Origin of the sequence: Shinella sumterensis (genome assembly GCF_004514425.2) — a bacterium.
GTDB lineage: Bacteria > Pseudomonadota > Alphaproteobacteria > Rhizobiales > Rhizobiaceae > Shinella > Shinella sumterensis.
The window spans coordinates 639,506-660,254 of the sequence record NZ_MYFN02000002.1 but is presented as its reverse complement, the minus strand read 5'-3'; the positions used below and the strand labels follow the sequence as shown (position 1 = coordinate 660,254).

The window sequence follows — 20,749 nt, the reverse complement described above, 5'->3', positions numbered from 1 at the left end:
CTCAGTTCCCCGGCTTGTAGATCTGGTCGAAGACGCCGCCATCGCCGAAGTGCTCGGGCTGCGCCTTGGCCCATCCGCCGAAGATCGGGTCGTCGATGGTGACCAGCTTAATCTCGGGAAGCTGTTGCAGCAACTCCGGCTTCACCACCTCGCGTTTAGACGGGCGATAGAAGTGCTTGGCCGCGATGTTCTGGCCTTCCTCGGAATAGAGGTAGTTCAGATAGGCCTCGGCCTGCTTGCGCGTGCCCTTGGCATCCACATTGCCGTCGACCACGGCGACCGGCGGCTCGGCGAGGATCGAGATCGGCGGGGCGACGATGTCGAAGGCGTCAGCGCCGAACTCGGCACCGGCCAGATAGGCCTCGTTTTCCCAGGCGAGCAGAACGTCGCCGATCTGGCGCTGGGCGAAGGTCGTCAGCGCGCCGCGCGCACCCGTGTCGAGAACCGGCGCCCGCTTGTAGAGGTCGGCGATATACGCCTTGATCTTGTCCTGATCGCCGCCGAATTCCTCATTGGCCCAAGCCCAGGCGGCGAGGTAGTTCCAGCGCGCGCCGCCAGAGGTCTTCGGGTTCGGCGTCACGATCTGCACGTCGCCCTTCACCAGGTCGCCCCAGTTCTTGATGCCCTTGGGGTTGCCCTTGCGCACCAGGAAGACGATCGTGGAGGTATAGGGCGAGGAATTGTTGGGCAGGCGCGTGCGCCAGTCCTTGTTGATCTTGCCGGTCTTTTCCACGATGGCGTTGATGTCGCTCTCGAGCGCCAGCGTCACGACATCGGCCTCCAGGCCGTCGATCACCGCGCGGGCCTGCTTGCCCGAGCCGCCATGCGACTGCTGGATGGTCACATCCTCGCCAGTCTCGGCCTTCCAGTGCTTGGCGAACGCCTCGTTGTAATCCTTGTAGAGTTCGCGGGTCGGATCGTAGGACACATTGAGCAGCGTCGTCTGCGCCCATGTCGCCGTGACGCTGCCAAAAGCCAGCCCGACACCCAGGAGCAAGGCCCCTACCCGTTTCACCAAAATAGACATGTCCAACCTCCTGTGCGTTTCTGCCAAAAGCCTAGGGAATTACTAGAGTTAGTCAACAATGCTCGACACGTTTGAAAAACCGGTTCCCTTTCAGCCGGGATAGGGCAAAAGCCGCATCGCGAAAGACCCGGCACATGGAACAGACAACGGGGACAAGCCTACTTTCGCGAGCATATTCGTTCACGGGAAATCACCCTTAAGGGCCTTACACGGCGTCCGTTCAGCGAAGAATCCGGGCCGCTGCGCCGAGCGCCGCGGGCAATGGCGCCGCTCGGCGGCGGCCGTCGTGCGATCGGGGCCCGTCACGAGGCGACGGTTCATGCGGCAATCGCCCGGTCCGATTGCGGCCGAATCGCGATGCGGCGCGGCAACCTTTCGCCGTGCGGCCACGCGCCCCGTATCGGCCCGCGATTTTGCGACGGACGCCCGGAACAATCGCTGCCCCAACCGGTTGAAAGGGCACGCAACCTTGTTTGGGCACGATGGCAAATGCAGGAACAGTCTAAACTCTTTCCCGATCACCGGCGGCTTTCGGGAGAACGCTATACACTCGACAGTTTTCGAACGGCCTACGGGCTTTCGCACACGGAAGCCGAACGGCTTTTCGAAAAGTTCGGCCCGTCCAAGCGGGAGCTCGACCTCCTGATGCGCGCGCGGCAGGACCCCAGGCAGTTCCTCAACTTCTGAGCCGCATCAGGACCGGCGGAGCAGGTCAGGCAGCGGCGCTCTCCGGCCGCCGCCCGACTTGCCCGATGCCTACCAGAGCTGGTGCACGTGCGGCGCAATCCGCTCGCGATAGAGCGCACGCAGCGCCTCCATCGTCCCGGCCGGCAGCGCCGCCGCGTCGCTCGCCGCACTGTTGGTCTTCGCCTGGGCGGCGTTCTTCGCGCCCGGAATGACCACGCTCACCGCCTCCTCCATGAGAATCCAGCGCAAGGCGAACTGCGCCATCGTGACATTGTCGGGCACCAGCTTGCGCACCGCCTCGACGGCGTCCAGCGCAACATCATAGGGCACGCCCGAGAAGGTCTCGCCCTTGTCGAAGGCCTCGCCGTTCCGGTTGAAGGCACGATGGTCGTCGGCTGCGAACTGCGTGGCGGCGTTCATCTTGCCCGTCAGCAGGCCCGAGGCGAGCGGTACGCGCACGATGACGGCCACGTCCCTCGCCTTCGCCTCGCGGAAGAACAGGCCGGCCGGGCGCTGGCGGAAGATGTTGTAGATGATCTGCACCGAGACGACGCCGGGATATTCGATCGCCTTCAGCGCTTCCTCGACCTTCTCGACCGAGACGCCGTAATTGCGGATCTTGCCCGCCTGCACGAGGTCGTCGAGGATGCCGAACACCTCGGGTCGGTAATAGACCTCGGTCGGCGGGCAATGCAGCTGTACGAGATCGAGGCAATCCGTCGAAAGGTTCTGCAGCGAACGGTCGACAAAGGCGGTCAGGTTCTTGCGGTTATATTCGTCCGCGACATGGGGCACGGCGCGACGCCCGGCCTTGGTCGCCACATAGGGCCGCTCGCCGCCGCGCGCCTTCAGCACGTCCGCGATGATGCGCTCCGAGCGGCCGTCGCCATAGACGTCGGCCGTATCGATGAAGGTCGTGCCGGCATCGAGCGCCGCATGCAACGCGCCCCGCGCCTCCTCCTCCGAAACGTCCCCCCAGGCGCCACCGATGGCCCAGGCTCCGAACCCGATCTCCGAGACCACGCGGCCCGTGCGCCCGAACTGTCTATCCTTCATGCAATGCTCTCCTCATGACACCGGCCTGCCGGCCGCTATCAGCACCTTATCGCATAAACCAATCGGTTCCACTGCTCAGCCATCCTTTTTAGCGCCGCAGCGAGTTCGGGCGTCGGATAAGCGGCCAGGGCGGAGTGCCCTCCCCGGCCGCTGCTGATCCCGTTACATTCCGTCGGGACGTGGAGTTGCGGCTCGCCGCAAATCCCCTGTCTTCAAGCCGTGGGAACGGTGCCACCGTCGATCACATGCTCCGTCCCGGTGATGGACGATGCGCGGTCCGAGGCAAGGAAGGCGATCAGGTCGGCAACCTCTTCGGGTGCGGCGGGCCTTCCCAGCGGGATGCCGCCAAGGGTGTTCATGATCACCTGAACCGCCTCGTCATAGCTGATGCCCGCTTCCTCGGCTATGCGCAGAGCCAGGCCATTGGAGCCCGGATCGGCGATCCAGCCGGGAGACACCCGCACGACGCGCACGCCCTTCGGCGAAACCTCTTTCGAGATGCTTTTGCTGTAGGTGTTGAGAGCACCCTTGGCCGAAGCATAACCCGTCGTCGCCTGCGGCAAAGGCAGCCGGTTCTGGATCGATGTGACATGGATGACGACGCCATGTCCCTGCGCGATCATTCCGGGAATGAGCGCGCGATCCAACCGGACCGCCGGGAAGAAATTGAGGTTGAATTCCTTGTCCCACTCCTCGTCGCTCAGCGAGGCAAAGCCACCTGAAGGCGCGGACGAACCGCCCAGCACGTTCACGAGGATGTCGAGCCCGCCAAGCTCCCGAGCCACGGCATCGACGACCGTTCGGACACCGTCCTTGGTCGTCAGGTCGGCTTCGACGAATGCCGCACCGGAGAAGTTCTTCGGCTTCGAACGAGCGGTGGTCAGCACGCGCGCGCCGAGTTCCTTGAACAGCGACACGGTTGCCGCGCCTGCCCCCGAGGTGCCGCCGGTGATGAGGGCCCTGCGGCCCTCCAGGGAGAGAAAATCGCTCATACGGTGATCTCCAGTTCCGATACCTTGTCGCCCGCGAGGACGAAGAAAAACCGCAGGTCGATCGGGCTGCCGGGGAAGTCGCCAGCCGCGTGCGCCGTTACCTGGGTCTTTCCGTTCTCGGTGGTGATCAGGAAGGGCTCGACGGTGTAGCTGTACTGCTGGGCCTCGTCGGCCATCCACGCGCGGATGGCCTCACGTCCCTTATGGGTCTTGCCCTTATCCTTCACGACACCGTTCTCGGTGAATGTGGCGGCGATCGCATCCGGGCTACCTGTCCGGTCCGCCTCGAAATAGGCTTCGATGGCTTTGGGTAATTTGATTGTCATGCGATTCCTCCTGGTCCCGTCTGAGCCCTTCGGCTCCCGTTCGACCTCCGTTTGAGATCGACTGGCCCAAAGGTAGACCACCCTCATTGACAGGATAAGCGGGACAAAGGAGGATGAGACGTTGCGAAAAGAGGGACAATGACCCGATCCGTTCTTGCCGAACTTGATGCCGTTCTCAGCATCGCCCGCCTGGGCTCTTTCAGAGCGGCCGCCCTCGATCTCGGCATATCGACTACAGCATTGAGCAATTCCATCGCAAAACTCGAACAACGCCTCGGCATCCGCCTCTTCAACCGGACAACGCGAAGCGTTTCGCTGACCGATGCGGGAAAGACCTTCGTCGAACGGGTCGGTCCGGCGATGACCGACATCCACGACGCCATGCTGGCCGCCCAGTCGCTCCAGGAGGTTCCGACCGGGACGCTGCGCATCAATGCGTTCGCCACGGCAGCCCGGGAGGTGATGGAGCCGCTTATCCTCTCGTTCCTGCAGCGCCATCCCCAGGTGCATATCGACCTGGTCACGGAGGGGCGGCTGGTCGACATCGTCGCGGCCGGGTTCGACCTCGGACTGAGGCCCGCGGACCTGGTGCCGAACGACATGATTGCCGTGCCGCTCGGATTGAAGCGCAGCAATGCGGTCGTGGCGTCCCCCGCGTTCCTCCGCATGCACGGCGCGCCGACCGTTCCGGCGGACCTGTACCGGTTTCGCTGCATCCGGGCGCGCCTGCCGAACAATGCCTTGTTCCGATGGCGATTTGAGAAGGATGGAGAAGCCGTCCAGATCGATGTGCAGGGCGCGATCACCCTCGACGAGTCAAGCCTCGTCAGGATCGCGGCCCAGAACGGCATCGGCCTCGGATATGTCATGGAGGCGGACGTGCGCGAGGACATTGCAGCAGGGCGGCTTGTCCGCGTCCTCGAGGACTGGACCCCGGCCCTGGCGCCTCTGGCCCTTTACTATCCCGGAAGGAAGAATCCCCCGGCTGCCTTCACGGCCTTCATCAAGGCTGCGCGGGACTTCGCGAATGGCAGACAAGATCAACTTGGTCCTTGACCGGTTGCGGCCTGAGCGCCCTTGGCTGGCATGAAAATGTGCGGTAGAAAACCCCATGATCAAGGCCGCGAGTATTCCCTGCATCTAGCTCCCGCTGAACGCGAGGAGCTTCGACGCGAACCCTGCAGGGTTCGCGTCTCGCATCCGCTTGCCTGGGCATGCGGAAACGAAGGTTCATATGCAGAGATACACAGATGGAAAACTTTTTCGAAAGCCCCTTTCGAGGCGTGACGCTCGACAAGCAGGTCACCAATCCCAACCTGATCGTCAGACGATACAGCTACTATTCCGGCTACTACCACGGCCACAGCTTCGATGACTGCGCACGCTTTCTCCTGCCTGACGAGGGCGCGGACAAGCTGATCATCGGGAGCTTCTGCTCGATCGGTTCCGGCGCAGCCTTCATCATGGCGGGCAACCAGGGCCACCGACACGAATGGATCAGCACCTTCCCCTTCTTCTTCATGTCGGAGGTGGCGGCATTCGAAGGCGCGGCAAATGGTTATCTTCCCGCCGGAGACACCGTTATCGGCAACGATGTCTGGATCGGCTCCGAAGCGATCATCATGCCCGGCGTCAAGGTCGGCGACGGTGCGGTGATCGGGACACGGGCCCTCGTGACGAAGGACGTGGAACCCTACGCCATCGTCGGCGGAAATCCCGCCAAGGTGATCCGGAAGCGTTTCGCCGAACGGGAGATCGCGCTGCTCCTGGAGATGCGGTGGTGGGACTGGCCGGAGGACCGCCTGAAGGACGCGATGCCGATCATGACCAGCGAACGGATCGATGATCTTCACCGGTACTGGCTGTCGGTACGATAAAACCGGCAACGGTCATCGCTCGGCAGATTGCCTGTAAACTCTCGACCACCGGCAACAGCCGGTGGTCCCTCTCCGCCAGGCGGCAGCGTTACGAGGCCGCCGGCATGCCGCCGCCCGCATTGACGGCATGGCGTCTCGCGAACCGGCCCGGAGAGCAGCCGAGCCGCTTGCTGAACGCCGTGCTGAACGCGCTGGCGGATTCGTAACCGATTTCATCCGCGATCCTGTCGAGCGACTTTGCGCCGCTCAGCAGTGCCTGCTTGGCGATAGCGATGCGCCAGCGCGCGAGATATTCAATCGGCGCGCAACCGACAACCTCGTTGAATCGCGCGGCGAAACCCGATCTCGACATGCCGGCTATTCCAGCGAGTTCGGCGACCGTCCATCGCGTGCGGACATCCTCGTGGATGGCGCGCAGGGCACGGGCCATGGCGGGATCGCGCAGCCCGTTCAACAGGTTCGCCGATGCCGCGGTGTCGCCGCCGACGTCCCACCGCAGCGCCTCGACCAGCAGCATTTCCAGCAAGCGCTGGATAACCAGTTCCTTGCCCGGATGATCAGCCATGCACTCCTCGGACAAGAGTTCGATCATGCGGCCGAACCGCGTCCCCCGCCCCGCCGACGCAGGGATAAAGATCGCGTCGGGCAGCAGCGTGAGCAGCAGCTGTGCGTTGACGCTCTCGATCGAAAAGCTCCCGCCCAGCGCCGCGAAGTCCGGCGCACCGTGCTGCTCGCCATGGCGGACAGCTTCCGCCAGAGGTTCGGCGGGAATGCAGGCGACGCCGGGTTCACTGTACAGGGAAAACGCCGGCGTCGTCGGCAAAAGCAGAAAGTCGCCTTCGGCAATGCGAAGCGGCTCCCGGTCGCCCAACGCGACCCAGGCTTCCCCGGTGAGGACGAGCGTGAAGCCGGGCGCGTCATAGGCCCTGTAACGAACGCCCCATCGGCCGCGCCCGGAAATGGGCTTCGCGATCGCGGCCCTGGGCCGCAGGAGAGCGACGATATCACTGAGCGGGTCCATCTGGACGATCCATAAAATTTCCTGGACGTGGAATTATAGATCGTCTTCCCGCGATTGTCTATTGCTGTCTCACCGAAACCAAGGAGACCGACATGACGAAGACCATCCTCATTACCGGCACATCATCCGGCTACGGCAAGGCCACCGCCGAACACTTCCTTTCCCGCGGGTGGAATGTCCTGGCGACCATGCGGCGTCCGGATCCATCGCTTTTTGCGGCAAACGAACGGCTGCGCGTGCTGCCGCTCGATGTGACGTGCCCCGACAGCATCGCCAGCCTTTTCAAATCCGCCGGTCCAATCGACGTTCTCGTGAACAATGCCGGGCTTGGCGGTGTGGGTGCATTCGAGGCGATGCCGATGTCCCTCGTCCGGCAGCTTATCGAGACCAACACGATCGGCGTCATGGCCATGTGCCAGGCGGTCATCCCGCAGATGCGCGAGCGTCGATCCGGCACCATCATCAACGTCACGTCGAGCGTCGCGTTGGGAGCATTCCCGCTCGCGGCGGCCTATACCGCAACGAAACAGGCCATCGAAGGCTTCTCGGCTTCGCTTGCGCATGAGCTCGGCTATTTCGGCGTGCGGGTGAAGCTCGTCGAGCCCGGTTATGCGCCGACCACCCGGTTCGGGGCGAATGCCATCGTTCCGGTCTCGGACCTCCTTCCCGGCGACTACACAGATTTCGCCCGGCCGATCCTAGAAGCATTCGCCAATCCGTCCCTGACCACGACGGAAAGCGATGTTGCAGAAGCGATCTGGCAGGCCGTCCACGAGACCGGCAACCGGCTTCGATTCCCCGCAGGAGCCGACGCCGTCGCGCTGGCCCAGGCGCGCTGACGGAGGAAACGGCGGAAGGCCTGCGGAATGGCGAACTCGATCCCCAGGCTGATGAGAGAGGCGTGGACCGTCCTGTGGTTTTCATCGTGAAGAAAAAACCGGTCGCCGAAGCCGAACCTGGTCTTGTAGCCGTCGGCGGCGGGGACTTCCCTATGATATTCCAGAAATGGTGCCCGGAGACCACTTGGGCGACATTGGATAATGGGAAATGGTGGGCCCGGAGGGACTCGAACCCCCAACCAAGCGGTTATGAGCCGCCGGCTCTAACCATTGAGCTACAGGCCCTTCCCGGCCCTGTGGGCGGGGGTTCGTCGGTCAATGGCGGCCGACGGTGTTAACCGTCTAGACGAAATAGTCTTTTCTCACAAGCACTGCCGTAATCTCTACACAATGAACGACGATGAACACGGCAAGGGACACAATCATCAGGAGATATTCGAGCATGTTCCATGCAATCACCGGCCGTCGCACGGCTGCCAGCCTGTTCGCCCTTTCGCTTGCTGCCGCCACCGCGCTCCCGCTCGCCGCGTGGGCCCAGGACGCCGCCTCGAAGCCGCGCGAGGCGACCATCATCGTAACCGGTGAAGGCAGCGCGGAAGTGGCCCCTGACATGGCCGTGGTCGATCTCGGCGTCGTCAAGGACGCCAAGACGGCGCGCGAGGCGCTCGACGCCAACAACAAGGCGATGGCCGAGATACTCGCCGCGCTGAAGGAAGCCGGCATCGAGGAACGCGACGTGCAGACCTCCGGCTTCATGATCAACCCGCAGTACCAGTATCCGCAGAGCTCGACGGGCGAAAACCCGCCGCCGGTGCTGATCGGCTTCCAGGTCACCAACACGGTGACGCTGCGCGTGCGCGACCTCTCCAAGCTCGGCGAGATCGTCGACAAGACCGTGACGCTCGGCGCCAACCAGGGCAGCGGCATCCGCTTCGTCAACGACAAGCCGGAAGCAACCGTGAGCGCCGCCCGCAAGAAGGCCGTCGAGAACGCCGTCGCCAAGGCGAAGGAACTGACGGAAGCCGCCGGCGTGGGCCTTGGCCGCGTGATCGAGATTTCCGAAACCTCCTACCGCGCCGAGGCGATGCCGATCGCCCGCACCATGGCCAAGGATTTCGCCGCCGCCGGCGCCGTGCCGATCGCGGCCGGCGAAAACAGCTACTCGGTCACCGTCAACGTGACCTTCGCGCTGAACAACTGAGGCCTTGCCGCCTTGCAGACATGACGGAAGGGCCGGGAAACCGGCCCTTTTTTCGTTGTCGGAAGAATCGGGGCGCATATCAGGTGCGTGCAAACGCAAAAGCCCTCCCGACGATGTCGGGAGGGCAGGCCGTCCGCCGGCCGGGGGTGACGAGGCGAACAGCTTTCCTCGCGGGAGCCGGCGTCACGCCGGCCCCGCAGCTGTTCAGCGGCGCCACATGGCGGGGCAACCGCGCTCGTTGGCGAAGACCATGCGGGTGTATTCGCCACGGCGGAAGCCTTCGACCACGACGCGGCGCGGCGACATGTCGGCGATGCTGGCGCGGCGCATACCGAAATCGCGCGCCTTCTCGATTGCAAGGCCCGGCGCGCAGCGGCCGCGGCCACGGCCCCAGCCATCGCCATGACGGCGGTCGTCGCGGCGATCCCAGCGATCGCCCCGGTCACGGCGCTCACGGCGATCCCAGCCGCCATCATCGCCCCAGCCCTGCTGGACCTGGAGGAAACCGTTGCGGTAGCCGACGTTGTCGATGGTCACGCTGAGGCCGGCAGCCGAGGCGGCCGGAACAGAAGCGGTCAACGCACCGAGGCCGAGGACGGCGGCGACAATGGTCTTGGTCAGAAAGGTCTTCATGAGAGGCTCCTGTTGGCTCCGGCAGAACCTTTTCTCGCCGGCGATTGAGAACACCTTATGGCGGCGATGCTGAACGCAAATGGAATCGTCCGTTCAGCTTGCGTTCAACTTCATGAACCGTTGAACAGGGCAATGCGGGTGATCGCGCCCTCATCGACCTCCAGGAACACGATCTTTTCGCGCGAATAGGCGCTGCCGCCCGCCGTCTTGCCATGCGCCGTCACGCGGATGGCCACGGCCTGGCCGCCGGCATCGCTCATGACGAGGGCGTCGGCATAGGTCTCGTCCGATGACTGGAAATAGCGGGCGAAGCGGTCGCGCAGCGCCTCGCGGCCGTTGTCGCTGCCCTCGCCGATGCCGGAGAGCACGACATCCTCCTGCACGCGGGCGGAAAGCGTGGCGAAATCGCGGGCGTTCAGCGCGGCGATCACGCTGCGGGCAAGGTCTGTCGTATCAGCCATGGGGGTCTCCTCTCCGGTGGGCAAGGCGCCAAACGGACGAGCCCGAAAAGGGTTCCCGTCAGGCGCTGAGATGCAGCACGATCTCGCGCCGGTGCGGGCGGTCACGGTGCTCGAAGAGATAAAGCCCCTGCCAGGTGCCGAGCGCAAGCCGCCCGGCCATGACGGGGATGCAGATGGAGACCTGCGTGAGCGCCGCCTTGATATGCGCCGGCATGTCGTCCGGCCCTTCCATCGTATGGACGACCCAGCGCATGGAGGGATCGTCGGACGGCGGCACGAGCCGGCGGAAGAACCGGTCGAGATCGTGCCGCACGTCGGGATCGGCATTCTCCTGGATCAGCAGGGAGCAGGAGGTGTGGCGCACGAAGACGGTCAGAAGACCCTCCGTTACGCCGGCTTCACGAACGAAAGTCTCGACCTCGCGGGTGAACTCGTAAAGCCCCTGCCCGCGCGTGGATATCTCGATCAGCCGTTGCGGCACGACGAACGCAGCCTCAGCCGATGAGCCAGGACAGCCCGCCGCCCAGCACGATGAACACCACGATCACGCCCATGAAGCGGGCGAGACCCATATTGGTATCCGTCGTTTCGCCGACGATCGCGTAATAGAGGTTCATGCTGCGTCCTTTCCTGTGGATGGCACAGTAGTAGCGCAGCCCGCAGGTCTTCACAATTCGAGGAAGGGCCGGAAGCCGCCATAGATCATGCGCTTGCCGTCGAAGACCTCCTTCCATGCGTCCCCCTGCATGCGCGGATCCTTCATCACTTTCGCATTGATCTCATCGCGCTTTTCCCGGGAGGCGTAGGTGATCCACGAGAAGATCACCACCTCGTCGTCACGCGCCTGCACGGCGCGGGGAAACGAGGTCAGCTCGCCATAGGGCACGTCGTCGCCGATGCATTCCACATAGTCGACGGCGCCGAGTTCCTTCCAGACATCGCCGGCGGTACGGGCCATCTCCTTGTATGCCTCGATATTGGCCTTCGGTACGGCCAGCACGAAACCGTCAACATAGGTCATGCGCGTCTCTCCTTCTGCTCACACAGAACAAGGACGCGGGGCCGAGGCCCGATCCGACAGGGGGACGAACTTTTTCTGGCGCCTTGCGACGGCGGCCTACCAGCCGCCGCAGGACCTCAACTGGCGGGCGTAGTTCGACGCCATGGTCGAGGCCCGTTTCGCGCCGGCCTTCGCCGTGCCGCTCCAGTTGCCGCGCTGATAGCCGGCATGTCCGTGGTAATAGGCGATGTAGAGGCGGTAGGTGTCGTTGAGCGCAATGCCGTTCCGGCGGTTGCTCTCGGTGTGATACCAGCCGATGAAGCGGATCGCGTCGTTGAAGTTGGTGCGCTTGGCCGACCAGCGGCCCGTCTCGCGCTGGTAGCGCTTCCAGGTGCCGTCGAGCGCCTGCGAGAAGCCGAGCGCCGTCGACTGGCGTTTCCACGGAATGAAGCCGAAGAGCTTGGTGCGCGGCGGGCGCGCATTGTGCCGGAAACCGGATTCGGCATAGATCGTCGCCATCAGCACGGGCACGGGCACGCCGTATTCCCGCTGGGCGCCATAGGCGGCTTTCCGCCAGTTATCGAAAAGTCCATCGCGCTGCTCGAAGATCGCGCAGGCATTCTGTGTCTGCCTGGGGACAGACGCACAACCGGCAAGCAGCAGGAGAACGACGATCAATACGCAACGCATCGCAGTTCCTCAAAAATCGCGGATATTTATAAATCGTAAATCTTAACAATTCGTTTTGATTCAATTGCCGCATATCCGTTCCATCTACGCGGCTGATCCGCCCATCAAAGATGCAAATGCATTATTTTGTTGCTCTTTTTGCCCTCGCGGCCTAATCAATCCATAGCTAGCCGGCCTCTCGCGCACGATTGTTCCGGACCGCTGAACACGGCCCTGCAACGGATTTTCGGCCAACGCCATCCCGTTCGCACGGGCGCTTGCAACCGGGCCCCAATGGCCCCCGTTGAGGAGAAAATCATGAAGAAGCCCATTTTCGCCGGAGCCTTGCTCGCCGCTTCCGTCGCCTTCGCGCCGCTTGCGCACGCCGATATCGTCATCGGCCTCATCGCCCCGCTGACGGGCCCCGTCGCGGCCTATGGCGACCAGGTCAAGAACGGTGCTGAAGCAGCCGTCGCCGAGATCAACAAGAACGGCGGCATCCTCGGCGAACAGGTCGTGCTGAAACTGGCCGATGACGGCGGCGAGCCCAAGCAGGGCGTTTCGGCCGCCAACCAGATCGTCGGCGAAGGCATCCGCTTCGTGGTCGGCCCGGTCACGTCGGGCGTCGCCATCCCGGCCTCCGACGTTCTGGCCGAAAACGGCATCCTGATGGTCACGCCGACCGCGACCGCTCCGGATCTCACGGCCCGCGGCCTCACCAACGTGCTGCGCACCTGCGGCCGCGACGACCAGCAGGCCGAAGTCGCCGCCGCCTATGTCCTGAAGAACCTGAAGGACAAGAAGGTCGCCGTGATCCACGACAAGGGCGCCTACGGCAAGGGTCTTGCCGATGCGTTCAAGGCCGCGATCAATGCCGGCGGCATCACCGAGGCGCTTTATGACTCCGTCACGCCGGGCGAGAAGGACTTCTCCTCGCTGCTCACCCGCCTCAAGGCCGATGGCGTCGAAGTCATCTATTTCGGCGGCTACCACCCGGAAGGCGGCCTGCTCGCACGCCAGCTGAAGGACCTCTCGGTCAACGCCACCATCATCGGCGGCGAAGGCCTGTCGAACAGCGAATATTGGGCAATCGGCAACGAAGCGGCTGCCGGCACGATCTTCACCAACGCATCTGACGCGCTGAAGAACCCCGACTCCTCGGCTGCCGTCGCGGCGCTCAAGGAAAAGGGCATCCCGCCGGAAGCCTTCACGCTCAATGCCTATGCCGCCGTGGAAGTGCTGAAGGCCGGCATCGAGAAGGCCGGCAGTGCCGATGACCCGGCCGCTGTCGCGACCGCGCTGAAGTCGGGCGAAGAGATCCCGACCGCCATCGGCAAGCTGACCTACGGCGAAACCGGCGACCTCACCTCGCAGAGCTTCTCGCTCTTCAAGTGGGAAGACGGCAAGATCGTCTCCGCTGAGTAAGCGGCGCGACCTGGACAGTCGAACGCCGGGGCACTGCCCCGGCGTTTTTGTTTGTGAAGAGGATGCTGCCCCTCATCCCTTGAAGCGTTTATCGCTCGGCGCGGAACTTCTCCTTCAGGCGTGCGATATCGGCATCGCCCCAGTCCTGCACATCGGTGACGGCGATCCAAGGGTCGATATAGTGCTCGCCGGCATAGACATGGCCCAGGCCCATCGGTGCGGTGGTGGCCATCGCCATGTCGAGCGTCAATTGCAGGAAGGTGACGACGGGATACCACTGGAAATCCGGCGAGACATCCGGCCCGCGCGGCACGGCCATCCAGGCGGGCTGGCGGTAGAGCGAATAGGGATCGTAGAAGGTCACGGGATCGCTGGCATATTGCAGGTAGACGATGCGCATCGGCCCCCAATGGTCGCCGGCCTCGGGCAGCACGTTCTTCTGGCTGGTGAAGCGCACATAGGAGCCGTCGCGGAAGCGCGGCAGCCAGGCCGGCGTGCCGGGATTGCGGTCGGCGGTCATCTTGCGCCAGATGCGGCTGGGAAACGGCGGGCCCGCCCACAACGCCCCCTGATAGGGATCGCCGATCACCTCGAACAGTTCGGCCGACTGCTCCGACGACAGCGCACCCAGACTGAGACCGTAGAGATAGAGCTTCGGACGGCTGCCCTTCGGCAGCGTCGTCCAGTGATTGTAGACGGCGCGGAACAGCGCGCGGGCCGCCTCCGCGCCGTAATCCGGCTCGGCGATCAGCGAAAGCCAGCTTGCGAGATAGGAGTACTGGATGGCGACGCTCGCGATATCGCCATGGTGCAGGTACTCGACCGTATCCAGGGCCTCGGGATCGATCCAGCCGGTGCCGGTCGGCATCACGACCAGCAGCGTCGAGCGCTCGAAGCCGCCGACGCGGATCAGCTCGTCGAGCGCGATCTTCGCGCGCGCCTCCGGCGTCTCCGCAGCATTGAGCCCGGCATAGACGCGCAGCGGCTCGACGGCCGGCTTGCCGGTGAAGGAGGCGATGTCCTGCGCCGAGGGACCGCTGGCCACGAAGGAGCGCCCCATGCGGCCAAGCTCGTCCCAGCGCACCAGCGAGGCGGCACTTCCCGATTTCAGCGGATCGGACGGCTCCTCCGTGTCGGGCTCGATGACCTGGTCGAGCCGCCGGAAGGACGAATCCGCCGTGTGCAGCACGAAGCGCAGCAGCAACCCGTCAGCCATGGTCCAGAACAGCGTGGCGGCAAGCGCCGTGCCGATGACGTAGGAGAGCCGCCGCGGCGCGGCAACGCGCGACGTGCTGGCAATGAGCCGCACGACGAGGGCGAAGAGCTTGCCGACGGCAAGCAGGAGCAGGAAGATGCCGAGCGCGATGGCGCCGACATAGAACGGATGCGCCGTCTCGATCGGCGGCAGATGCATCAGCGTGCGGATGGAATTCTGCCACTCGGCCGCCCGCCAGAGGAAGACGAGCACGACGATGGCGCAGAACGCGCCGGCCGCGGCCCGAAGCCACAGCCGCACCGGCCCCTGCGTCACCGGCAGCTCGAACCAGCGCCAGAGCGCGGCAAGCGCGACGCCCAGTCCATAGCCGCAGGCCATGGCGACGCCGGAAAGAATGCCCTGCGTGACATAGGTGCGCGGCAAAAGGCTTGGCGTCAGCGACACCGCGAAGAACAGCGTGCCGAGCAGGAGGCCGACCACGGAGAACGACAAGAGAAAAGACCACAACCGATCCCGCATCCGCACCTCCTTCGCAGTCACAGGGAACCTTGCACGGCGACCGCCCCGAGGCAACCGCAGGCGGGTTTTTTGCCCATGCTTTGGGCATGAAGGCATGCCTCTTGCCCGCCCGGCCCGATCCGGAAACGAAAAAGGCCCGGTCGCGAGAACGACCGGGCCCTTGAACGGTTCAGGACAGGCTCAGCTGTCGAGGAACGAGCGGAGCTTTCTGGAGCGGCTCGGGTGCTTGAGCTTGCGCAGCGCCTTCGCCTCGATCTGGCGGATACGTTCGCGCGTCACCGAGAACTGCTGGCCAACTTCTTCCAGCGTGTGGTCGGTGTTCATGCCGATGCCGAAGCGCATGCGCAGCACGCGCTCTTCGCGCGGCGTGAGCGAGGCCAGAACGCGGGTCGTCGTCTCGCGCAGGTTCGCCTGGATGGCAGCGTCGATCGGCAGCAGCGCATTCTTGTCCTCGATGAAGTCGCCGAGGTGCGAATCTTCTTCGTCGCCGACAGGCGTTTCCAGCGAGATCGGCTCCTTGGCGATCTTCAGGACCTTGCGGACCTTTTCGAGCGGCATGGCGAGCTTCTCGGCCAGTTCTTCCGGGGTCGGCTCGCGGCCGATCTCGTGCAGCATCTGGCGCGAGGTGCGGACGATCTTGTTGATCGTCTCGATCATGTGCACCGGGATGCGGATCGTGCGGGCCTGGTCGGCGATCGAACGCGTGATCGCCTGACGGATCCACCACGTCGCGTAGGTGGAGAACTTGTAGCCGCGGCGATACTCGAACTTGTCGACCGCCTTCATGAGGCCGATATTGCCTTCCTGGATGAGATCGAGGAACTGCAGGCCGCGGTTCGTGTACTTCTTGGCGATCGAGATCACGAGACGGAGGTTGGCTTCCACCATCTCCTTCTTGGCGATGCGCGCCTCGCGCTCGCCCTTCTGCACCATCGAGACGATGCGGCGGAATTCGGCGATCGAGATGCCGGTTTCGGTGGCGAGGTTCTGGATCTCCTGGCGGATGTCGCGGATCGTCGTGTTCTCGCTCTTGGCGAATTCCTTCCAGCCGCGGGCCGACAGGTTGGCGATCGACTTCATCCAGTTCGGATCGAGTTCCGCGCCGGAATACTGCTCGAGGAACGAGTCACGCTTGACGCCGTAGCTTTCGGCCAGGCGCAGCAGGCGGCCTTCGTTCTGCATCAGGCGCTTGGAGATGTCGTAGAGCTGCTCGACAAGGCTGTCGACGCGGTTCTGGTTGAGCGACAGCGACTTGACGGCCGTGATCAGCTCGTCCTTGAGCTCCTTGTAGCGGCGCTCCTGGGCAGGCGACAGCGTGCCGGTGGCCTGCAGGCGGGCTTCCACCTGCTGGTCCTGCAGCTTGCGCAGCTTCTTGTAGGTCTCGGCGATCGTGTCGAGCGTTTCCATGACCTGCGGACGCAGTTCCGCTTCCATGGCGGCGAGCGAAAGGTTCGACTCGTCGTCGTCCTCTTCCTCTTCTTCCGCCGGCTGGCCCTCGCCGCCGACATTGGTGATGTCGTCGTCATTTGCCGCGCGCGGCTTGCGGTTCTTTTCCTTCTCCTCGGCGGCCTTGCGGTCCGCCTCGATCTTTTCAGGAGACTGGAACTGCGGGGCGGCCTTCGCCTCCGGACCGGAATAGGTGGTTTCGAGATCGATGATCTCGCGCAGCAGCGTCTGGCCTTCGTTGAGTTCATCCCGCCAGATGATGATGGCCTGGAACGTCAGCGGGCTCTCACAGAGGCCGGCGATCATGGTCTCGCGGCCGGCTTCGATGCGCTTGGCGATGGCGATTTCGCCTTCGCGCGACAGGAGCTCCACCGAACCCATCTCGCGCAGATACATGCGCACCGGGTCGTCGGTACGGTCCGTCGGCTCCTTCTTCTTGGCAGTCGCAAGCGCGGTGCCGCCGGAAGGGGCAAGCTCGCCGCCCTCGCCGTCGTTGTCGTCGTCGCTCGCCTCGTCGTCGCCGCCCTGGGCCGCCTCTTCTGCGTCCTCATCCTCGATGACGTTGATGCCCATGTCGGAGAGCATGGACATGGTGTCCTCGATCTGCTCCGAAGTGACTTCCTCGGAGGGCAGAACGGAATTCAGCTCATCCATCGTGACATAGCCGCGCTTCTTGGCGGCCTTGATCATCTTCTTGACGGCATCATCGGAAAGATCGAGAAGAGGGCCGTCGGATGCGCCTTCGCGTTCGTTTTCGACTTCCTCGTTCTCTTTGACCTTCGTCGCCATTTACTCTGTCGCTTTCCTGAATATCCGTTTCCAAGCGGTTGGGGGTCCGCAGCCGATCGCCCTTCGGCGTGCGTTACCGCGAATCAGCATCCCTGACCTAACGGATGGACAATTAAATCCCGATTAACCACGCCCGGCCTGCGGGCTTGTGAACGCGCCGCCGAGGCGACACGACTGCATGACTTCCCGATAGCCGTACCCATTCCTTGCTCGCCAACAATGGTGATTCCCAGAATTTTCGGTTGCGTCAAGCTTTTCCGGCAAAAAACCCGTAAAAGCCTACGATTCGGGTTTCTAGGCGGGAAAGCCGGCATAGCAGGGTGATTGTCCCTCATGTAGGCGCTCTTCGCCCAAAGACAAGGGCCTGCCAACGCCTGATGTCCGGCGATCCGGCCAAGGCGATTCGCTTCAGAAGGTCAGAAGGAACGCCCATCCACCTTGGTGATCGTCAGCGCCTCGATGTCGATTGCCGGAAGACAGCGCAGATTGACCGCCGCCATGCGGTTTCCCTTGGGGTCGGTGCCCTCGCCATAGGGCGCGATACCGCAATTGGCACAGAAGTGATGCTGGATGACGTGGCGGTTGAAGGTGTAGGTCGACAGGTTCTCGCGCGGCGTCGTCAGCCGCAGGTTTTCCGCCGGAACGAAGGCCAGGAGCCCGCCACGCCGCCGGCACAGGGAACAGTTGCAGTCGAGCCCGCTGTCGAACGTGCCCTCCACCTCGAAGGCGATGTTGCCGCAATGGCAGCTTCCCTCATACCTCATCGTGTCTCCTCCCTGCCTGTGTTCGCCGCCCGCGTGGCAAGCCTCAATACCAGTCCATGACGACCTTGCCGGAATTGCCCGAGCGCATCGCCTCGAAGCCGTCGTGGAAGTCGTCGATCCCGATCCTGTGGGTGATGATCGGGGCAAGGTCGAGGCCGCCCTGCACGAAAGCGATCATCTTGTACCACGTTTCGAACATTTCGCGCCCATAGATGCCCTTGAGCGTCAGCATCTTGAAGATGACCTTGTTCCAGTCGATACCGAAACCATCAGGCGCGATGCCGAGGATGGCGATCTTGCCGCCATTGTTCATCGTGTCGATCATGGAGCGGAAGGCCGGCGGCGCGCCCGACATTTCCAGCCCCACGTCGAAGCCCTCGGTCATGCCGATCTGCGTCATGACGTCCGCGAGGTCCTGGCTGGATGCATCCACGACGTAATCGATGCCGACCTTACGGGCGAGTTCGAGGCGGACGGGATTGATGTCGGTGATGACGACCTTGCGCGCGCCCGACCGCTTGGCGACCATCGCGCCCATGATGCCGATCGGGCCGGCGCCGGTGACGAGCACGTCCTCGCCGACGAGATCGAAGGAAAGCGCGGTGTGCACGGCATTGCCGAACGGATCGAAGATCGCCGCCACCTCGTCGGGCACGTCATCGGGGATCGGCACGACATTGTATTCCGGCAGGCAGACGAATTCGCCGAACGAGCCCGGCCGGTTGACGCCCACACCCTTGGTATAATGGCACAGATGCCCGCGCCCGGCGCGGCAGTTGCGGCACTTGCCGCAGACGATATGCCCTTCGCCCGAGACGCGCTCGCCGACCTTGTACTTGGTGACGGACGAGCCGATCTCGGCGATCTCGCCGACGAATTCGTGGCCGACGACCATGGGAACGGGAATGGTCTTCTGCGCCCATTGATCCCAGTTCCAGATATGCACGTCCGTGCCGCAGATCGCCGATTTCTTGACCCGGATCAGCACATCGTTCGGGCCGACCTCGGGCACGGGCACGTGCTCCATCCATAGGCCGACCTCGGGCTTTGCCTTAACCAGCGCACGCATCATGTTCGACATGACGAAACCTCCGCAAGGGATTCAGAAGACAGTTCAAATAACGCCGAGTTCGCGTCCCACCTCAGCGAAGACGTCGATGGCCTTGCGGACATCCGCCTCGCTGTGCGCGGCCGACATCTGGGTGCGGATGCGCGCCTGCCCGCGCGGCACGACGGGGAAGGAGAAGCCGATGACGTAGACGCCCTTCGCCAGCATGCGGCTTGCCATTTCCTGCGCCAGCGCGGCGTCGCCCAGCATGACGGGAATGATGGGATGCCCCTCGCCCGCCAGCGTGAAGCCGAGCTTCGTCATCTCGCTGCGGAAGAGATCGGCATTGGCATTGAGGCGGGCGCGCAGCGCATCGCCGTGGTCGATGAGGTCGAAGACCTTGAGCGAGGCGGCCGCGATGACCGGGGCGAGCGTGTTGGAAAAGAGATAGGGCCGCGAGCGCTGGCGCAGCCATTCGACCACCTCGCGCTTGCCGGACGTATAGCCGCCCGAGGCCCCGCCCAGCGCCTTGCCGAGCGTGCCGGTCATGATATCGACGCGGCCTTCGACACCGCAATGTTCGGCCGAGCCGCGCCCATGCTTGCCGAAGAAACCGACGGCATGGCTGTCATCGACCATGACCATCGCGCCGTATTTTTCGGCGAGGTCGCAGACGCCGCCGAGATTGGCGATGATGCCGTCCATGGAGAAGACGCCGTCGGTGGCGATCATCTTGAAGCGGCTGCCCTCCGCCTTCTTCAGTTCCTCTTCAAGGCTCCCCATGTCGTTGTTGGCGTAACGGAAGCGCTTGGCCTTGGAGAGCCGCACGCCATCGATGATCGAGGCGTGGTTCAGCGCATCCGAGATGATCGCGTCCTCTTCACCGAGCAGGGTCTCGAACAGGCCGCCATTGGCATCGAAGCAGGAGGAATAGAGGATCGTGTCTTCCAGCCCGAGGAAGGAGGAAATGCGTGCCTCCAGCTGCTTGTGTTCTTCCTGCGTGCCGCAGATGAAGCGCACGGAGGCCATGCCGTAGCCGTAGCGGTCGAGCGCCGCCTTGCCGGCTTCGGCCAGTTCCGCGTTGTCGGCGAGGCCGAGATAGTTGTTGGCGCAGAAGTTCAGCACCCGCTCGCCCGACTGGACCGCGATCTCGCCGGCCTGCTTGGAGGTGATGACACGCTCGGACTTGTAAAGGCCGCCGGCCTTGAGGCCCTCGATCTCGGATTGCAGATGGGTGATAAAGGTGGACGTCATGGTCGCGCACTCACGGCTGGAAGGGACATTCGGCGGATCAGGCGACGCTGGCCGCATAGGCGGCGATCAGAGGCTCCATCTCGCTCATTTCAGGAAATTTCGTATAGCTATGCACGGCAGGGACCGTCGCCCAGGCCAGTTTCTCGCTCGTGTAGGTTTCCACGAAGGGACTGTACCACGCCACATCGTTCAGCATGGTCGGCCGAACGTTGACGAAGAAATCCAGCCCGGGCATCCGCGTGAACATCCATGTCATGCAATCCGGACAGAAATGATGCCCGATATGCGGACTGGAACCGGCAACGACGGGTTCGCCGGCAATAACGGCAAACCCTTCAGCCGGGATCGCTGCGCTCAGCGAGTAGGCGCTGGCCGACATGCGCTGGCAGCCTGTGCAATGGCAGGCCATTGTGATCAGCGGCGGTGCACTCACGCGAATTTTGACCCGCCCGCAACGGCAGGCACCATCGAGCGGCAATTTCAGTCTTTTCATGGCTCG

23 protein-coding genes and 1 tRNA gene are annotated in these 20,749 nt (G+C 63.7%); 6 read left to right on the top strand and 18 right to left on the bottom strand.

Translation table 11 applies throughout. The features are described 5' to 3' along the window. Position 1: 1 nt before the first annotated feature. The gene (locus B5M41_RS06975) at positions 2–1,027 is read right to left on the bottom strand and encodes a sulfate ABC transporter substrate-binding protein (protein ID WP_134647193.1); all 1,026 of its coding nucleotides are present in this window, start codon (positions 1,025–1,027) and stop codon (positions 2–4) included. A 489-nt stretch (positions 1,028–1,516) separates the two neighbouring features. Here B5M41_RS06975 and B5M41_RS06970 point away from each other — a divergent pair, with 489 nt between their 5' ends. Then, entirely contained in the window at positions 1,517–1,714 is a 198-nt protein-coding gene (locus B5M41_RS06970) for a hypothetical protein (protein ID WP_134647191.1), read from the top strand. Between the two features lie 69 nt (positions 1,715–1,783). On the opposite strand, the gene B5M41_RS06965 is transcribed toward B5M41_RS06970, so the two are convergent. The 3 genes from B5M41_RS06965 to B5M41_RS06955 form a co-directional block, all read right to left on the bottom strand. Then, positions 1,784–2,770 (bottom strand): aldo/keto reductase, encoded by a 987-nt coding sequence (locus tag B5M41_RS06965; RefSeq protein WP_134647189.1) that lies wholly within the window; start codon positions 2,768–2,770, stop codon positions 1,784–1,786. A 212-nt stretch (positions 2,771–2,982) separates the two neighbouring features. Next, positions 2,983–3,762, bottom strand: a complete 780-nt coding sequence (locus B5M41_RS06960) for an SDR family oxidoreductase (protein WP_134647187.1) — start codon at positions 3,760–3,762, stop codon at positions 2,983–2,985. After that, positions 3,759–4,088 (bottom strand): nuclear transport factor 2 family protein, encoded by a 330-nt coding sequence (locus B5M41_RS06955; RefSeq protein ID WP_134647185.1) that lies wholly within the window; start codon positions 4,086–4,088, stop codon positions 3,759–3,761. Before B5M41_RS06955 ends, B5M41_RS06960 begins: the two co-directional genes overlap by 4 nt. A gap of 138 nt (positions 4,089–4,226) precedes the next feature. On the opposite strand from B5M41_RS06955, the gene B5M41_RS06950 reads away from it, so the two are divergent. After that, positions 4,227–5,144 (top strand): LysR family transcriptional regulator, encoded by a 918-nt coding sequence (locus B5M41_RS06950; RefSeq protein ID WP_134647183.1) that lies wholly within the window; start codon positions 4,227–4,229, stop codon positions 5,142–5,144. 194 nt (positions 5,145–5,338) lie between these two features. Next, positions 5,339–5,965, top strand: a complete 627-nt coding sequence (gene catB, locus B5M41_RS06945; protein WP_134647181.1) for a type B chloramphenicol O-acetyltransferase — start codon at positions 5,339–5,341, stop codon at positions 5,963–5,965. An 88-nt stretch (positions 5,966–6,053) separates the two neighbouring features. Here the strand turns inward: catB and B5M41_RS06940 are convergent, their stop codons facing one another. Then, on the bottom strand, positions 6,054–6,986 hold the full coding sequence (locus tag B5M41_RS06940; protein ID WP_134647179.1) for an AraC family transcriptional regulator: 933 nt from the start codon (positions 6,984–6,986) through the stop codon (positions 6,054–6,056). Between the two features lie 92 nt (positions 6,987–7,078). Here B5M41_RS06940 and B5M41_RS06935 point away from each other — a divergent pair, with 92 nt between their 5' ends. Then, a complete protein-coding gene (locus B5M41_RS06935) occupies positions 7,079–7,825 on the top strand; it encodes an SDR family oxidoreductase (protein ID WP_134647177.1) in 747 nt (248 codons plus the stop codon). Positions 7,826–8,034: 209 nt separating this feature from the next. Here the strand turns inward: B5M41_RS06935 and B5M41_RS06930 are convergent. Then, positions 8,035–8,110 (bottom strand) — tRNA-Ile (locus B5M41_RS06930). 157 nt (positions 8,111–8,267) lie between these two features. Here B5M41_RS06930 and B5M41_RS06925 point away from each other — a divergent pair. Next, the gene (locus B5M41_RS06925; protein ID WP_134647175.1) at positions 8,268–9,026 is read left to right on the top strand and encodes an SIMPL domain-containing protein; all 759 of its coding nucleotides are present in this window, start codon (positions 8,268–8,270) and stop codon (positions 9,024–9,026) included. 204 nt (positions 9,027–9,230) lie between these two features. Here the strand turns inward: B5M41_RS06925 and B5M41_RS06920 are convergent, their stop codons facing one another. The 6 genes from B5M41_RS06920 to B5M41_RS06900 all read right to left on the bottom strand — a co-directional run bounded on the left by B5M41_RS06920 (position 9,231) and on the right by B5M41_RS06900 (position 11,810). Beyond that, positions 9,231–9,659, bottom strand: a complete 429-nt coding sequence (locus tag B5M41_RS06920) for a hypothetical protein (RefSeq protein ID WP_134647173.1) — start codon at positions 9,657–9,659, stop codon at positions 9,231–9,233. Between the two features lie 110 nt (positions 9,660–9,769). Then, complete coding sequence (locus B5M41_RS06915; RefSeq protein WP_134647171.1) at positions 9,770–10,120, bottom strand: nuclear transport factor 2 family protein; 351 nt, start codon at positions 10,118–10,120, stop codon at positions 9,770–9,772. 58 nt (positions 10,121–10,178) lie between these two features. Further along, positions 10,179–10,601 (bottom strand): secondary thiamine-phosphate synthase enzyme YjbQ, encoded by a 423-nt coding sequence (locus tag B5M41_RS06910; protein ID WP_134647169.1) that lies wholly within the window; start codon positions 10,599–10,601, stop codon positions 10,179–10,181. A 13-nt stretch (positions 10,602–10,614) separates the two neighbouring features. Continuing rightward, positions 10,615–10,737, bottom strand: a complete 123-nt coding sequence (locus B5M41_RS26845) for a hypothetical protein (RefSeq protein ID WP_256365802.1) — start codon at positions 10,735–10,737, stop codon at positions 10,615–10,617. A 50-nt stretch (positions 10,738–10,787) separates the two neighbouring features. Continuing rightward, on the bottom strand, positions 10,788–11,141 hold the full coding sequence (locus B5M41_RS06905; RefSeq protein WP_134647167.1) for a DUF1428 domain-containing protein: 354 nt from the start codon (positions 11,139–11,141) through the stop codon (positions 10,788–10,790). Positions 11,142–11,237: 96 nt separating this feature from the next. Then, on the bottom strand, positions 11,238–11,810 hold the full coding sequence (locus tag B5M41_RS06900) for a transglycosylase SLT domain-containing protein (RefSeq protein WP_134647165.1): 573 nt from the start codon (positions 11,808–11,810) through the stop codon (positions 11,238–11,240). A gap of 297 nt (positions 11,811–12,107) precedes the next feature. Between B5M41_RS06900 and B5M41_RS06895 the strand changes: the two genes are divergently transcribed. Continuing rightward, positions 12,108–13,214: a branched-chain amino acid ABC transporter substrate-binding protein gene (locus B5M41_RS06895; RefSeq protein WP_134647163.1), complete on the top strand. Its 1,107-nt coding sequence runs from the start codon at positions 12,108–12,110 to the stop codon at positions 13,212–13,214. Positions 13,215–13,302: 88 nt separating this feature from the next. On the opposite strand, the gene B5M41_RS06890 is transcribed toward B5M41_RS06895, so the two are convergent. From B5M41_RS06890 to B5M41_RS06865, 6 genes are all read right to left on the bottom strand, one after another. Then, the gene (locus tag B5M41_RS06890; protein ID WP_134647160.1) at positions 13,303–14,949 is read right to left on the bottom strand and encodes an alpha/beta hydrolase; all 1,647 of its coding nucleotides are present in this window, start codon (positions 14,947–14,949) and stop codon (positions 13,303–13,305) included. A gap of 180 nt (positions 14,950–15,129) precedes the next feature. Then, the gene (gene rpoD / locus B5M41_RS06885; protein WP_134647158.1) at positions 15,130–17,184 is read right to left on the bottom strand and encodes an RNA polymerase sigma factor RpoD; all 2,055 of its coding nucleotides are present in this window, start codon (positions 17,182–17,184) and stop codon (positions 15,130–15,132) included. A 416-nt stretch (positions 17,185–17,600) separates the two neighbouring features. Continuing rightward, positions 17,601–17,948, bottom strand: coding sequence for a GFA family protein (locus B5M41_RS06880; protein ID WP_134647156.1), 348 nt, complete (start codon positions 17,946–17,948; stop codon positions 17,601–17,603). Positions 17,949–17,991: 43 nt separating this feature from the next. Then, positions 17,992–19,029, bottom strand: a complete 1,038-nt coding sequence (gene tdh, locus B5M41_RS06875; protein ID WP_134647154.1) for an L-threonine 3-dehydrogenase — start codon at positions 19,027–19,029, stop codon at positions 17,992–17,994. 33 nt (positions 19,030–19,062) lie between these two features. Further along, positions 19,063–20,250, bottom strand: coding sequence for a glycine C-acetyltransferase (locus B5M41_RS06870; RefSeq protein WP_134647152.1), 1,188 nt, complete (start codon positions 20,248–20,250; stop codon positions 19,063–19,065). A gap of 37 nt (positions 20,251–20,287) precedes the next feature. Then, entirely contained in the window at positions 20,288–20,743 is a 456-nt protein-coding gene (locus B5M41_RS06865) for a GFA family protein (protein ID WP_134647150.1), read from the bottom strand. Between the last annotated feature and the right edge of the window lie 6 nt (positions 20,744–20,749).

Excerpts from the sequence above, each read along its gene's own strand:
- catB (WP_134647181.1), top strand. The coding sequence starts at position 5,339 with ATGGAAAACTTTTTCGAAAGCCCCTTTCGAGGCGTGACGCTCGACAAG.
- B5M41_RS06950 (WP_134647183.1), top strand. The coding sequence starts at position 4,227 with ATGACCCGATCCGTTCTTGCCGAACTTGATGCCGTTCTCAGCATCGCC.
- B5M41_RS06870 (WP_134647152.1), bottom strand. The coding sequence starts at position 20,250 with ATGACGTCCACCTTTATCACCCATCTGCAATCCGAGATCGAGGGCCTC.
- B5M41_RS06970 (WP_134647191.1), top strand. The coding sequence starts at position 1,517 with ATGCAGGAACAGTCTAAACTCTTTCCCGATCACCGGCGGCTTTCGGGA.
- tdh (WP_134647154.1), bottom strand. The coding sequence starts at position 19,029 with ATGTCGAACATGATGCGTGCGCTGGTTAAGGCAAAGCCCGAGGTCGGC.
- B5M41_RS06865 (WP_134647150.1), bottom strand. The coding sequence starts at position 20,743 with ATGAAAAGACTGAAATTGCCGCTCGATGGTGCCTGCCGTTGCGGGCGG.
- B5M41_RS06955 (WP_134647185.1), bottom strand. The coding sequence starts at position 4,088 with ATGACAATCAAATTACCCAAAGCCATCGAAGCCTATTTCGAGGCGGAC.
- B5M41_RS06915 (WP_134647171.1), bottom strand. The coding sequence starts at position 10,120 with ATGGCTGATACGACAGACCTTGCCCGCAGCGTGATCGCCGCGCTGAAC.
- B5M41_RS26845 (WP_256365802.1), bottom strand. The coding sequence starts at position 10,737 with ATGAACCTCTATTACGCGATCGTCGGCGAAACGACGGATACCAATATG.
- B5M41_RS06960 (WP_134647187.1), bottom strand. The coding sequence starts at position 3,762 with ATGAGCGATTTTCTCTCCCTGGAGGGCCGCAGGGCCCTCATCACCGGC.
- B5M41_RS06940 (WP_134647179.1), bottom strand. The coding sequence starts at position 6,986 with ATGGACCCGCTCAGTGATATCGTCGCTCTCCTGCGGCCCAGGGCCGCG.
- B5M41_RS06965 (WP_134647189.1), bottom strand. The coding sequence starts at position 2,770 with ATGAAGGATAGACAGTTCGGGCGCACGGGCCGCGTGGTCTCGGAGATC.
- B5M41_RS06925 (WP_134647175.1), top strand. The coding sequence starts at position 8,268 with ATGTTCCATGCAATCACCGGCCGTCGCACGGCTGCCAGCCTGTTCGCC.
- B5M41_RS06880 (WP_134647156.1), bottom strand. The coding sequence starts at position 17,948 with ATGAGGTATGAGGGAAGCTGCCATTGCGGCAACATCGCCTTCGAGGTG.
- B5M41_RS06935 (WP_134647177.1), top strand. The coding sequence starts at position 7,079 with ATGACGAAGACCATCCTCATTACCGGCACATCATCCGGCTACGGCAAG.
- B5M41_RS06895 (WP_134647163.1), top strand. The coding sequence starts at position 12,108 with ATGAAGAAGCCCATTTTCGCCGGAGCCTTGCTCGCCGCTTCCGTCGCC.
- B5M41_RS06920 (WP_134647173.1), bottom strand. The coding sequence starts at position 9,659 with ATGAAGACCTTTCTGACCAAGACCATTGTCGCCGCCGTCCTCGGCCTC.
- B5M41_RS06890 (WP_134647160.1), bottom strand. The coding sequence starts at position 14,949 with ATGCGGGATCGGTTGTGGTCTTTTCTCTTGTCGTTCTCCGTGGTCGGC.
- B5M41_RS06900 (WP_134647165.1), bottom strand. The coding sequence starts at position 11,810 with ATGCGTTGCGTATTGATCGTCGTTCTCCTGCTGCTTGCCGGTTGTGCG.
- rpoD (WP_134647158.1), bottom strand. The coding sequence starts at position 17,184 with ATGGCGACGAAGGTCAAAGAGAACGAGGAAGTCGAAAACGAACGCGAA.
- B5M41_RS06905 (WP_134647167.1), bottom strand. The coding sequence starts at position 11,141 with ATGACCTATGTTGACGGTTTCGTGCTGGCCGTACCGAAGGCCAATATC.
- B5M41_RS06975 (WP_134647193.1), bottom strand. The coding sequence starts at position 1,027 with ATGTCTATTTTGGTGAAACGGGTAGGGGCCTTGCTCCTGGGTGTCGGG.